The 13,908-nt window shown below is 55.0% G+C and carries 9 protein-coding genes and 1 riboswitch; of the genes, 8 read left to right on the forward strand and 1 reads right to left on the reverse strand.

Translation table 11 applies throughout. From position 1 onward, the window contains the following. Positions 1-45 precede the first annotated feature (45 nt). From B9T62_RS35295 to B9T62_RS35305, 3 genes are read left to right on the forward strand one after another with little or no spacing between them, the layout of a single operon-like run. Positions 46-501, forward strand: a complete 456-nt coding sequence (locus B9T62_RS35295; protein ID WP_087919521.1) for a MarR family winged helix-turn-helix transcriptional regulator — start codon at positions 46-48, stop codon at positions 499-501. Then, entirely contained in the window at positions 498-2,015 is a 1,518-nt protein-coding gene (locus B9T62_RS35300) for a DHA2 family efflux MFS transporter permease subunit (protein ID WP_087919522.1), read from the forward strand. Before B9T62_RS35295 ends, B9T62_RS35300 begins: the two co-directional genes overlap by 4 nt. A gap of 49 nt (positions 2,016-2,064) precedes the next feature. Further along, positions 2,065-2,652 carry an MFS transporter gene (locus tag B9T62_RS35305; RefSeq protein ID WP_087919523.1) on the forward strand — a complete coding sequence of 196 codons (588 nt, stop codon included), beginning with the start codon at positions 2,065-2,067 and terminating at the stop codon, positions 2,650-2,652. On the opposite strand, the gene B9T62_RS35310 is transcribed toward B9T62_RS35305, so the two are convergent. After that, positions 2,562-3,230: a DedA family protein gene (locus B9T62_RS35310; RefSeq protein ID WP_087919524.1), complete on the reverse strand. Its 669-nt coding sequence runs from the start codon at positions 3,228-3,230 to the stop codon at positions 2,562-2,564. The two genes, B9T62_RS35305 and B9T62_RS35310, sit on opposite strands and share 91 nt — an antisense overlap. 108 nt (positions 3,231-3,338) lie before the next feature. Here B9T62_RS35310 and B9T62_RS35315 point away from each other — a divergent pair, with 108 nt between their 5' ends. The 5 genes from B9T62_RS35315 to B9T62_RS35335 all read left to right on the forward strand — a co-directional run bounded on the left by B9T62_RS35315 (position 3,339) and on the right by B9T62_RS35335 (position 13,837). Further along, on the forward strand, positions 3,339-4,682 hold the full coding sequence (locus tag B9T62_RS35315) for a polysaccharide deacetylase family protein (protein ID WP_087919525.1): 1,344 nt from the start codon (positions 3,339-3,341) through the stop codon (positions 4,680-4,682). Between the two features lie 132 nt (positions 4,683-4,814). Further along, entirely contained in the window at positions 4,815-6,176 is a 1,362-nt protein-coding gene (locus B9T62_RS35320; RefSeq protein WP_087919526.1) for a DUF58 domain-containing protein, read from the forward strand. Continuing rightward, positions 6,145-8,688, forward strand: a complete 2,544-nt coding sequence (locus tag B9T62_RS35325; RefSeq protein ID WP_157794132.1) for a transglutaminase-like domain-containing protein — start codon at positions 6,145-6,147, stop codon at positions 8,686-8,688. Before B9T62_RS35320 ends, B9T62_RS35325 begins: the two co-directional genes overlap by 32 nt. 823 nt (positions 8,689-9,511) lie before the next feature. Continuing rightward, positions 9,512-11,053 carry a glutamine-hydrolyzing GMP synthase gene (gene guaA, locus B9T62_RS35330; RefSeq protein WP_087919528.1) on the forward strand — a complete coding sequence of 514 codons (1,542 nt, stop codon included), beginning with the start codon at positions 9,512-9,514 and terminating at the stop codon, positions 11,051-11,053. A 1,022-nt stretch (positions 11,054-12,075) separates the two neighbouring features. Further along, a riboswitch (purine riboswitch) is annotated at positions 12,076-12,175 on the forward strand. Between the two features lie 261 nt (positions 12,176-12,436). Next, positions 12,437-13,837: an NCS2 family permease gene (locus B9T62_RS35335; protein WP_087919529.1), complete on the forward strand. Its 1,401-nt coding sequence runs from the start codon at positions 12,437-12,439 to the stop codon at positions 13,835-13,837. Positions 13,838-13,908 lie beyond the last annotated feature (71 nt).

Below are 13,908 nucleotides of genomic sequence, written 5' to 3' on the forward strand. Positions count from 1 at the left end.
CGAACTATTATTCTGTATACACAAAATCCAGGAGGTGAACAGAACATGATGAAGGGGAAGGAGCAGCAGCTGGATGAGATCGTATCGTCATTTCGCCGGATCAGCCATGCCTTTCAGCAGCTGCTGTGGAAGGAAGCCGAGGAATTAAACATTACCCCCACCCAACTGATAGTTCTGCGCAAGCTTTCTGTGCATCCTGATATTGGCATTACCGGGCTTGCAGAGCTGCTGCATCTGGGAAACAGTGCGGCCAGCGGGGTGGTTGACCGGATGGTGAAGGCGGGCCTGATTACCCGGCAGCGTTCGGAGACCGACAAGCGGATCTACCATCTGGCAATGACTGAGAAGGGCAGGGAGATCCGAGAGAAGAGCAAACAATCCCTGCGCACCCATCTGCTGCCGCTCTCCAATATTCCAATTGAGGATGCGGAGGAGCTGCTGAGAATTCATGGGGAGATTGTAAATATATTAGAGCAAGGGAGAGAGAAGAAGAAATTATGAGCACTATAACTGCCAACGCTGCTACCGCAACAAAAGCTATACGCAAAGGTCCAATCATCGCGGCGCTCTTGATCGGTGCCTTTGTGGCCCTGCTGAATCAGACACTGATGAATGTGGCGCTGCCGAAGATGATGGAAGACCTCAATATTCTGGCCAATACGGCGCAATGGCTGACAACCGGCTTTATGCTGGTCAACGGGGTGCTGGTGCCGATCAGTGCCTATCTGGTGGAGAAATTCACGACCCGCCAGCTGTTTATTACAGCCATGGTACTGTTCTCTATAGGTACGCTGGTGTGCGGTGTCGGCACCGGGTTCGAAATGATTATGGTCGGCAGAGTAATTCAGGCCGTTGGTGCCGGAATTCTGATGCCGCTGATGAACATTGTATTCCTGCAGATTTTCCCGATTGAAGAACGTGGCAAGGCGATGGGGCTTATGGCAGTAGCGATGATTTTTGCCCCGGCTGTCGGCCCTACCTTGTCCGGCTGGGTCGTGCAGAATTACTCCTGGCGCGTGTTGTTCTTTATCGTATTGCCGCTGGCTATTCTGTCCACCCTGCTGGGTATTAAGACCATGAAAAATGTTGGGAAGTTAACTTCTCCCAAGCTGGATAAGCTGGGTGTTGTGCTGTCGACGCTCGGGTTCGGCGGATTGCTCTATGGCTTCAGTGATGCCGGAACCGACGGCTGGGGAAGCAGCACGGTAATTGGATGTTTGATTATCGGAGTGGTTTCCCTGGCTCTGTTTGTATGGAGACAGCTGACTACGGATAAACCGCTGCTGGAATTCCGTATTTTCCGTTACAACATGTATACCTTGACCACAATCATTAATATTATCGTGACGATGGCTATGTATTCAGGCATGATTCTGCTGCCGATTTATCTGCAGACGATTCGCGGCTTTACACCGATGGAATCCGGACTGATGCTGCTGCCCGGCGCGATCCTGATGGGGATTATGTCTCCGGTGACCGGTATTATTTTTGATAAAATCGGTGCGAGATGGCTGGCGGTCATTGGGCTGCTGATCACTACCGTCACTACCTGGGAATTCAGTCAGCTGACTGACTCCACCACATACATGCATCTCATATTGACCTATACTGCGCGGATGTTCGGGATGTCCATGCTGATGATGCCTATTGTGACGGCTGGTCTCAACCAGTTGCCGCAGCGGCTTGCCTCGCATGGTACGGCGATGTCCAATACGCTCCGTACCGTAGGCGGCGCACTGGGGATGGCAATGTTCGTCAGCCTGTTCACCAACCGTACCACCAGCAGAATTACAGAGGCGATAACGAGTGGAGCTGTCTCACAGACGGATAAGGCGGCTATGGGAGCGCTGAAGCAGCAGGCTACGATTAACGGGATTAATTTCGCTTTTGCGGTAGCGACATGGGTAACTGTGGCTGCTCTGGTCTTATCCTTCTTTATCCGCAAAACCTCGCCGCAGCTTGACTTCCTTAAGGAGGAAGCAGTGCAGCCGCAACAGACAACGGTTAACGGTTAACTGTCAAACTAAAATTAGAAAGAACAACAAAGCCTCTCCGGCCATCCCTATGGATGAATCAGGAGGGGCTTTTTTTGTTGGAATCCTGAAGAAAAATAACAGACTGCCGCGCAAGACGATCCTGATCACGGCCGATCTGCTGCGGGTACCGGTGGCGCTGGCTTATTTATGGGTAGACGGCGCTGACAAGCTATGGCTGCTATATACTGCCGGATTCCTCCTGGCAGCAGGGGAAGCGATCTACAGTCCAGTCCGCAAATCCTCGATCCCGCTGCTGGCCAGAGGTGAATTTCTGCTGAGAATCAATGGAATGGAGCAGTTGCTTACGGGTTGTGTGCTGATTTTGGGTGCTTTTGCCGGAGGCGTTGTGTCCATGTGGTTGGGTCCCGATACGGCTTTTATTGTGAATGCTCTGTCCTTTGTGGCGGGTGCTTGTCTGCTGCAAGGGATCACTTTCCCTGGGGCTGGCGGGAGGTGCGGGATTCGTGGTGATTGCTCTCTTGCTCTCAGGTTATGCAGTATTACGGAGCCGAAAGGCCGGTGCGGTCACCGGTCCTTCGAAGTTTCTTTAACCTTAGTTTCGAGCTTAGTTCCTGCCTTATTCCGTTTCAGGCGGGCGCTGATCGCCAGGCGGTAACGGTAGAGGAAGAACAGAACGATCAGGGCTGCACCGCCGGAGATAATCCACAAGGCATACAGCTCAAACAGATGGAAGATGCCCATCCATTGCGGACCGAAGATCCGCCCGATGCCAAGAAAGAGCAGTACCCAGAAGATGGCTCCGCTGTAGGCATACCAGGCAAACTTACGGAAAGGCAGGGCAATAATGCCGGCGAAGTAGCCGGTGAAATGACGGACTCCCGGAATGAAATAGCCGATAAAAATCAAAATGCTGCCGTATTTCTCGAACCAGCGTTGGGTTTTCGTAAGCTTGGCCGGAGAGAACAGGAACCATTTGCCATAACGCTGGATGAACGGCATTCCGGCCTTCAGTCCAACGAAATAGGTAATAGTCATTCCGGCGGTAGTGCCTACAAAGGCAACCGCCACCAGCGTAACAAAGTCCAGTCTGCCGGCAAAGGACAAGAAGCCCGCATAGGCCATCGTAGTTTCGCCCGGAAAAGGCAAAGCAACGAATTCTAGCAATAATCCGAAAAATAACACGCTATATCCATAGTTTGCGAATAGTTCCTGTATCCATTTAAGCATCTCCATTAAGCTTGTTCACTCTCCAAAGGGCAGTTTCCTGATTCTATTTCAGAGCTTGTCTTCATACAATCTACCAACAGGCTGTGAGGCCGAATAATGCTGGAGGTAGAGAAGATGAAAGATAATAAAAGCATTCACACCCGCAAGCTGCTAAGTCGCCGCGGATTGCTGGTTATGACCGTATTTATGCTCATGCTTGCAGCCTGGGGGCTGGGACAATGGTCAGGCGCTCCGTCAGCCTGTCCACAGCAGGCTGAAGCTGCAGGTAATGTATCTTTTAAGAATAAGCTTCCTGCTGCTGTGATGCAAGAATTGCCGCCACAGCCAGTGACGGAGTCTGTATATAAGGTTTCAACAGCTGCCGTTTCCGCTCCCGCCCAGCTTGCAGTGAAGAAACAGCAGGGCAAGACAGTCTACCTTACCTTTGACGACGGGCCTAGCCGGGTGACGCCCGGGGTGCTGAAAACTTTACGCCAGGAGGGAGTCAAGGCAACCTTTTTCGTGCTTGGCAGTGCTGCAAGCAGCCGCCCCGAGCTGATCAATGCGATCTGGGAGCAGGGACATGCCATCGGCAATCATTCCTACAACCATGAATATAAAGAATTATACAGCGGGTTTACCGCTTTTTGGAGCCAGATTAAACAGACTGAGGAGGTCATCCGCAATATTACGGGAACACGTCCTTCGCTGGTGCGGGCACCTGGCGGAACGTTTGGGCATTTTGATCATACCTATTTCCGATTGCTGGAGCAAGCAGGCTACACGGTTACAGATTGGACGGTGGACAGCGGAGATTCACTGCATAAGGGGGTACCGGCAGCAGATATTGTCAGAAACTCTACAGCCGATATGAAATCTGACAAGGTAGTGCTGCTGCTGCATGACGGTGGAGGCCATGAGGAGAGTGCCAAGGGGTTGCCGGAAATTATTGCCCGTTACAAGGAGGCTGGATATGCCTTCGGAGTGCTGGATGAGAGTGTAGAGCCTGTACAGTTCAGAGTTTCTGCCAAAGCGGAAGCACAGGGCAGGCCTGCCCCATCAACGGTATGGGTGGCCTCCAACATTATGCCGAATGCGGAGCTGTTTGCGGCAGGCAAGCCGCTGGTGCTGGAGGTGGGCAAGCTTGAAACAAAGCTGGACCCGGGCGAATACCGAATTATTGACGGACACTATATCGTGCCGCTGCGGGCAGTTGTTGAACGGCTGGGCGGTGCGGTGGGCTGGAACGCTGCCAGCCATACAGGCCTGGTCCGCTGGAATGGCAGGTCAGTAACTGCCGATGTGAGGAACGGGGAACTGTTGTTAAGCGGACCGGACGGCATGCATAGCACCAGTGCAAGCATGGAGATGATTAGCGGGTCGATCTGGGTACCGCTGCGCAGTCTTCTGGGAGCTACCGGACATCCTCCGCTGAAGCTTAGCACCTCGGCAGCAGAACGCAGAGTAACAGCGTTATAGAAGTGACCTGTGGCAGGTCTGTACACCCCTGTTCATGGCAAGAATAGATAAGAATCAGTTCTCCCGCTGCACCCGTTTGCGCATCCACCAAGAGCAGGAGGGCAAGTCTATTGCCGAAGGAAGGGTGTCCCATTGTCCTCATCACCATTATTTAAAGAACGCGGCAGCCGTAAACCTGTGTCGTCCGTCAAAAATCTGCCGCTGCCTTTGGCCCGCAGCTCGGCGGCCGAATGGCTGCGGATGCTCTCGCTGACAGGCGTTGTGGGCGGCTTGTATAGTTGGCATGGGGGACCGTCGCTGCTGTTTCTGTTGATTGCCCTGGGTCTTGTGCTGCTTGGCGGCTTGCTGCTGCAACTGCTCGGCCCGCGCAGCATCCGGCTGGAGCGGACGCTGACACCGCCACGCGCGGCGGCGGGCGACACTATTCAGGTGGAAGTCAAGGTAAGCTTCACTGCCGGACTGCCGCTGCCATGGATGACCATCACCGATTATTGGGGAGAGCGCAGTCATCGCCAGCTGCTGTTCCCCGGTCTGCGGCGCTCCTTCTCTTATGTCTATCAGCTGGAGGAGATGCCCCGGGGTTTCCACCGCCTGCAGGGCTGCCGGGTTGTCTGGGGGGATCTGCCCTGCTGGTTTACGGGCCGAAATGAGCCGCAGGGTGGACAGATCTTCAGGGTGCTGCCTGCTCCGCTGTATTGTGGCAACACGCAGCAAGGGGGAACTGATCTTCCCGCTGCGATGATGATATCGAGAAGAGGCGGCCAAGGCAGCGGACCGCTGCAGGAATCCCGCCATTACCTGCCTGGCGACCCGCTGAGCCGAATTCATTGGAAGAACAGCGCCCGCACCGGCATGCTGCAGAGCAAAATGCCGGTGCGTGAAAAAGCACCGATGACCTGTGTTGTACTCTCGAACCACCCGGAGAGCTACGAGCTTCCGGCTGGTGCTCTGGTGCCACGTGCGCGCAGGGGCTTCAGCATCCCGGCATTTGAGAAGGCGGTGTCGGCAGCAGCGGGCTTGCTGCTAAGGGCCGAAGCCTGCGGTGCGTATATCCAGTTGTTCAGCGGCGGCTGGCCGGAGGGACTGGCCAGACACGAAGGAATGGGCCAAATCCCCGGCCGGGTGCTGGATACCCTTACCGGTCTGGCACCCGACGGCGCTACACCCCTGGCACGGCTGCTGGAAGAGGCTTCAGCCAGCTGGATTCCGGGCATGACGGTTACGGTGATTACAGGCCGGATTGATCAGGCTGCGGCCAAGGTGCTGGCCAGATTTCTGGTCCAGGGAGTTAAGGTGGAGCTGTATTTCGCCTGGGACCCACCTGCTCCGATGCCAGGCGGCAGCGCTGAACCGCCAGATCTTGTGGCCCGAACTGTCGGTGACAGTCTGGCACGTCTTGGCGCAATTCTGTACAGCCTGGATGCTGCGGTGCCTGCTTATCGGTACAAGGAGGTGGATCGCCATGAAGCTTCCGGCAGACCCTCTTTTCAGTAACGGTAATCGGGCGGGATTAACGGCGGCGGACGGAGGAGCATCAGCCGCTTCAGTTAAGTCGCTCGAGGCACAGTCTGCAGAGAACAGTTCGGCTGGGAAGGCGGGGGAAGCCCCGCTGTATTACCGCCTGCTGTTCTCTTTGGCTATTCTGGGGTTGTTCCTGGAATGGCTGCTGCCGCTGTACAGATCAGGTCCGGCGGCAGATACGGCCAGCCTGCTTGCGGCGCTGATGGTATTGGCGGCAGCACTGCTGTTATGGGGCCTGCTGCGGCTTCCGGTCTATCTTCAGGTTGGTGTGCAGGTCTTGCTTATATTAAGTGCCTGGCTGTATGTGTGTATTCCCGATGGAGAATTGCTGTGGAGCTGGGCCGGCGGTTATGTGTCAGAGCTTCCGCAGGATGCCGGCCTGCTGGTGACGGGAAAGATCTCGCAGCTGAGTGAGGACAGCAGATTGGCCATTCTGACCACCGGCTGGGGACTATTGGTAGCTTCTGTCCAGCAGCTGGTATTGTTCCGGGGCAGCCTGCTGCTGTTCTCGGCCGCGACTGTGGTTTATTTGTTGTGCCTTGATATCGGTTTTGGCCTGAATACGGCGGCAGATGTGGTGCTGGCGGCAGGGCTGATCTTCTGGATGCATGCCATGAGCGGGTTAATGCATCTGCGCCTGGAGGAGTCCGCAGGACGTTCAGGGAGGAGCAGAATCCCGTATGCCCGCTGGGGGGTTATGGCGTTGGCCGCCGCCTTGTCGCTGACTGCCGCCGCCTGGATCGGAGGGCAGCTCTATGGCTCGAAGGAGGAGGCTCCGTTTACGCTGCAGCCGGTGATTTCCAGGCTGCAGGCATGGTCGTCGGACCAGAGGGAAGAAGCGGAGCTGCTGCAAGGTGCATCCGCAGGCTATGGCACAGGGGATGGGGAGCTCGGGGCGCCGCTGTTGCCCAGCCATGCTGCGGTCTTCACCGCTGAGTCCAGTCAGCGGAGCTACTGGCGGGGCGAGAGCCGGGCTTATTATGACGGACGCCGCTGGATCAGGAGCGGTGAAGCCTATCTGCCGCTTAGTCTTGCCGCCTTTCCGGTGTCTGCCGACCCCGATTCTGGCCGATCAGCCCGTACCCTGACCCAGCGGGTTACGTTCGCAACCCCCTCTGCCGGGGGGCTGCCAATCTTCAGCGCCGGAACGTTGCTCGACGTGGAGTCTATCGAGCTTACGGACGGCAGCAGGCTGGGATATGTGCTGTCCAGCCCCGGCAAGCAGAGCTTCCGGCTCCCGGAGATATCGGGTTCCGTGCGGATTACGGGCTACACCGTGCAGGCACAGCTTCCGGTCAGCAATCCTGCCCTGCTTCGCGGGCTGGATGCTGCCGATTCTCCGGAGATCCGCAGCCAATATTTGCAGCTGCCGCCCAAGCTGCCCGGCAGGGTTGCCGCACTGGCCATGGAGCTGACGGATAGCGCAGCCAGCCGTTATGATGCGGCCGCGGCGGTGCGGGAATATTTGCAGAGTGGCTACGCCTATACGCTGAATACGGCGGTGCCTGCGCCATCGGCTGATTTCGCCGATGATTTTCTGTTCGGGACGCGGCAGGGCTACTGCGTCCATTTCGCTACGGCGATGACCGTGCTGCTGCGCAGCGCGGGCATTCCGGCCCGTTACGTGCAGGGCTACGGGCCAGGGACCCTTGCGGCGGACACGCAGCCGCCGCAATATGCCGTCACCCAGGGCGATGCCCATGCCTGGGTGGAGGTCTATTTCGCCGGGGCGGGCTGGGTGCCCTTCGACCCGACACCCGGCTCCGCCGCCGGCCTTGCGGCGGCTGCGGATTCGGCGGCGCCTGCGGACGCGCCGCTGCAAGCCGTCCCGCCCGCTGCGCGCCGCGCGGGCGGAATGCCCGCCCTGCCGCAGGCGGGCGGGGGCACTGCGCCGCCCGCGGCTGCGGCGGCGCTGCTGTTGACCGCCGCCGCCTGGCGCTGGCGGCGGTGCCTGGCATTGCTGCCGGCCGCGCGCAGCGGCGGCAGCTTGGGCCGGGAGCGGCAGCTGCGCGCAGCCGCTCTGGCCTGGCGCGGGCTGGCGGCGCGGTATGGGGCGCCGCCGCCCGGGTTGACAGGCAGGGAGTACGCAGACTCCCTGCATATCGACGATGCCGGACTGCGCGCAGCGCTCCGGCAGTTCGTACGCCAGTGGGAGACCCTGGCGTATAGCGACTGCGGGGCGGCAGGGCTCCGCTCGCCGTCCCGTCCCGACTCTGCCGCGCCCGGCCGCCCGGCCCCCGGCTCCGATCCCGTCGCTGTCCCGCGCCGTCCGCGAGCCGAGTCCGATCCCGTCTCATCCGCCTGGCCTGCCCGAGTCCGCCCGGCCCCCGGCTCTGATCCCGCCGCTGTCTCACGCCGTTCGCGAGCCGAGTCCGATCCCGGCTCATCCGCCGCGCCTGCCCGAGTCCGCCCGGCCCCCGGCTCCGCTAACGACGAGACAGACTTTATCCACAACTGTCTGACGATTATGATCCGATTGAGGTAATCGGCTGCAGCCTAAGGAAGCTAGTTTTATGCTTTTCACTATACAATTGCGACACCCAAACCCGTGGCCAACTATTCAGCGCATTTAAGTGTGAAAACGCAACTAAATGTAGCAGGAACGCTAACTGGGGAGCAAATAAGTGCGAATGTGCAACTAATTTCGAGCAAATCGGACCAAATCTGCTTCTACGACGAAATTAGATGCCTTTTCGCACTTATTTGTTTCAAAACGCCAAAAATCGGCTATTTAGATGCGTTTTCGCAACTAATTTATTTAGTCCGACTTTTAAAAGCGCCTCTGAACAGCGTCACTCACTGATTTGCCACCATGTTTAGCCAGTAACCAAAAGTTTAACTAAATGCAGCCAAATGGCCCATTCATAGGCAGATAACTGTGTTTCTGGTTGCTACTTAGGGGCCTTACCTTCCCCATGTGTATAAGAGGGTCCTAAGTAGTTATACGAATCGGGGAGAGAGGGAAATACTACCGTTAGATTCTGGCCTATGCTCTTTGTTGCCAACTCTTTGTCCTTATTAGCATCCTCGAAACCCGTTCTGGGCCATTAGTGTTTAACATTACTCTTGGGCAGACCTGTGCACCGGCAATTATCGTTAGCAGATGCGCGGTATTCTCATCAATAGGCTTCTTTACACCTTCAGCGCTGCATAGCGGACCAGTCGTACAGCCCCTCAATCCTTGATGCGGTACGGGTCTGTAATGTTCCGTGATCCCTTGTAGCGACTTGGCTATAAGGTTTTCCCTTTCCTTGACGGTGTGAATTAACCATGAGTATAATGAATCCAATAATCAAGGGAGGCACGTAATGAACAAGCCAAATGAAATTATCGTCGTTCTCGATTTCGGAGGACAATACAATCAGCTTATCGCGCGCAGAATTCGGGATCTGGGGGTATACAGCGAGCTTCTGCCTTACAATACACCGATCGAGAAGGTTAAGGCGCTGTCGCCAAAAGGGATTATTTTCTCGGGTGGCCCAAGCAGTGTATATGCCGAGAATGCGCCACATGTAGATCCGGCTATTTATGACCTGGGATTGCCGATCTTCGGGATCTGCTACGGCATGCAGCTGATGGCGCAGCAACTTGACGGAGGCAAGGTGGAACGCTCCGCGAAACGTGAATACGGCAAAGCCGATGTTGATTTCGAGCAGGACTTCCCGCTGACTGCCGGACTGGACTCTCGTCAGACGGTGTGGATGAGCCATGGTGACCATGTAGTGGAGCTGCCGACCGGCTTTAAACTGGCTGCGGGCACCGAAAGCGCCCCGATTGCAGCAATGAGCAATGCTGAGCGTAAATTTTATGCGGTGCAGTTCCATCCCGAAGTCCAGCATTCTGTGCACGGCAATGAGATGATCTCCAACTTCCTGTATGAGGTCTGCGGTTGTGCGGGCAAATGGACGATGGAATCCTTTATTGATGAAGCGATCAGCGATATCCGCGCCAAAGTAGGGGACAAGCAGGTACTGTGCGCGCTGAGCGGCGGCGTAGATTCCTCTGTTGTGGCGATGCTGATTCACCGGGCAATCGGTGACCAGCTGACTTGTATGTTTATCGACCACGGCCTCCTGCGCAAAGGCGAAGCAGAGAGTGTTATGGAGACTTTTGTCGGCAAATTTGATATTCATGTCGTGAAGGTTGATGCGCGTGAACGCTTTATGAGCAAGCTGGCCGGAGTGGATGACCCGGAACAGAAACGCAAAATCATCGGCAATGAATTTATTTACTGCTTTGATGAAGAATCCGCCAAGCTTGGCGATTTCGCCTTCCTGGCTCAAGGCACCTTGTATACGGATATCGTAGAGAGCGGCACTGCTACCGCCCAGACGATCAAATCCCACCACAATGTAGGCGGCCTGCCAGAGGATATGAAATTCAGCCTGATCGAACCGCTGAACACGCTGTTCAAGGATGAAGTGCGCAAGCTGGGCGAAGAATTGGGTATGCCGCATGCCATCGTCTGGCGCCAGCCTTTCCCGGGTCCGGGTCTTGCCATCCGTGTATTGGGTGAAGTGACCGAGGAGAAGCTGACGATTGTACGTGATTCAGACTTTATCCTGCGCGAGGAAATTGCCAAGGCGGGTCTTGATCGTGAGATCTGGCAGTATTTCACCGCTTTGCCTAACATGAAGAGTGTCGGAGTTATGGGTGACGAACGCACCTATTCCTATACCGTAGGCATTCGTGCCGTGACCTCAATCGATGGCATGACCGCTGACTGGGCGCGTATTCCTTGGGATGTGCTGGAGAAGATCTCCGTCCGTATCGTCAACGAAGTGGACAACGTCAACCGCATCGTCTACGACATCACCTCGAAACCACCTGCAACGATCGAGTGGGAATAGGCGAATATAAGCTAAAAGCATCCTGCGGGATGCTTTTTTTGAAATATAGCGTGCCCAGAGGCACGCGTTATCTAGTTGGTGAAAGTCCAACCCAAGGAGGGGCCAAGCCACCTTTGTAGCTAGGATGCTTGCGCATGGCGAAATCTGTGTGTAAAAGCGCATCGACAAAAGTACCTGTCAGAGATAGGGCGAGCAACGACCCAGGCCGCAACACCAAGTGAATCCTGCCGCGTCGTCAAAAAGGCCCTGCAAAGGGGAAAAGAAGGAGCCGAGTCTCGTGTATTTAGACGAAGGCCAAGGAAACTGTATAGAACTTGGAACCACAGTGAAGAACCTTCCGGCGTATAGGGAACGGCATGGGTTGAAAGATAGCGCAGTGAACTGGGGAGACCCTCCCCTGCACGGGATTATTTTTTTTAGAAACCGTAAATAGACGCTCTATAAGCCCAAAAGGCGAAGTGAACCGTCTGCAGGAAGGGAGTCCGAGGGGCTCATAGTACCGAAGAACCTAAGGACAACATAACCTTAGGGAGGGAAGGGGCCCTGCTTTGTTCATGTTTGACCAAGAGGTACGAGTTCGTGAATGCCAAAAGGCTAACGACACGCAAGAAAATGCTCAATAACTCTAAGGGGAAACTAGGTCATGAGGCCAAAGTCAATAGGCTGCATGCCCATGAATGACGAACATCGGAAAGCCGTATGAGGGAAAACCTCACGTACGGTTTGATGAGGAGGGGCTGGTCAGGCCAGTCCTTTACTCTAGAAAATTTAAATGTTTCACGCTATCAATTATCCTTCTACTTGTATGCTTCAGGCCACAAATGATCATCCTACTTCTAGTGGAAAGGGCAACCGTCACTAATTTTGGACAGCGAAACCCGCTTCTTTTAGTGGAGATATCACCTCAACCACCGAATTTCGGCGTGAAATTGTCCAATTTACGAACAATAAATGAATCCTTACGTGTAATGTTCGCATTTGCCATTGACAAGCGATGTCATGTCCACCTAAAATGATAAAGCACAACAACAACATTAAATATTCGTATAATTCCGGGGATTGGCCTGGAAGTCTCTACGAGGTCACCGGAATGACCTGGCTACGATGAAGAAGAGCTTTCTGCTTTGCCTCTCAGCTTTCTGCTGGCGGCTGTGCGGAACCCGCTTTTTTGTTAAAGCCGCAGTCAACCGATAACGGCTTTTTTTGTTGTTTCCTAAGAGCGTGTCTTCAAACCCAAGTCTTAGGAGGACAATCACAGACTGAGCGGCATTTGATCGAGAGTTTCTCTCTACCATCGCCGCTTCAGTAGCCCTGTCCTTCCGCATATCGGGTTTGAAGACACCTCCTAGTGTCAGAAATAACATACCTTAGGGGGAGAACAATTTGGATCGCTTTTTCAAGTTGAAAGAGAAAGGCACTACAGTCCGCACAGAGATTATGGCCGGCTTGACTACATTTATGGCCATGGCTTATATCCTGTCGGTTAATCCCAACACCTTGACGGCTTTTGGCCGCATCGATATGGGCTGGTATTCCGTATTTCTGGCCACAGCGTTGGCAGCGGGTATCTTCACGATTGCGATGGGGTTGTTCATTAACTTTCCGGTAGCGCTGGCGCCTGGTATGGGCCTTAATGCATATTTTGCTTCCGTGGTGCTGTCTTCGGCAACAACGGATCATGCCTTCACTTGGCAGATGGGTTTGACTGCCGTCTTTATTTCCGGTTTGATCTTTATTCTGTTAACTGTCACAAGGGTGCGGCAGATTCTGCTGACCGCCATTCCTGACAGTCTGAAGCATGCCATTACCGTCGGGATCGGGATGTTTATCACGATTATCGGCTTGAAGAACAGCGGTATTATGACTATTGGTGTCGAAGCCGGCAGTGACATCGCCGCTGGCAAGTTCACCGATGTATTATCCTTTGAAACAGTAATCCATATGGGCAGTCTGGAGAACAGCAATGTACAGCTGGGTATTATCGGCCTGCTGCTGATCTCGATCCTGATGGTGCTGAATGTGCGGGGAGCGATCCTGTTCGGTATTCTGGGCACAACAGTAGCCGGAATCCTGATGGGCGTAGTGGATTTCAGCAGCTTGTCCAATCCGCAATCGCCTTGGGTGCCTGACCTTACTCAGCTGAACTTCATGGAATTTGACTGGGACGGTATTATGCACACCGGGATTATCTCGGCGATTGCCACCTTTACCTTCGTAGAACTGTTTGATACCTTCGGTACCCTGGTGGGCACAGCTCAACGTGCAGGTATTATGGACGATCCGGAAGAAGGCAAGAAACGTGTCGGAAACGCAATGTTTGTCGATGCGGTTGCCGTAGCCGGCGGCGCAATGCTCGGTACTTCGACAACCACAGCCTATGTGGAGAGTGCAGCGGGCGTAGCTGAAGGCGGACGTACAGGTCTGACTGCAGTAACTACCGGGGTATGCTTCCTGCTGGCCTTGTTCCTGGCTCCGGTTGTGGCGCTGATTCCCGGCTCTGCCACAGCGGCAGCGCTGATTGTCGTGGGTGTGCTGATGGCACAGTCGATCCGCCAGATTGATTTTCAGGATATGGTCGTGGCGATTCCGGCCTTCCTGACCTTCGTTATTATGCCGTTTACCTACAACATTGCCAACGGTATTTCCTTCGGTATCGTTACTTACGTGATTCTGGCTTGTGTAGCCAACCTGGCCGGCAAAAAGAAATATGATATCCACTGGATGATGTGGCTGCTGGCCGTACTGATTATTCTCCGGTACGCACTGCTTGGCAGCCAAGGCTAATCTATTATCCAAGCTGTGAGACTTAAGAGGCTCCTTCTTAACCGAAGGGGCCTTTTCTGTATCTGTATAGG

The organism is Paenibacillus donghaensis, from assembly GCF_002192415.1.
Classification (GTDB): Bacteria; Bacillota; Bacilli; order Paenibacillales; family Paenibacillaceae; genus Paenibacillus_AQ; species Paenibacillus_AQ donghaensis.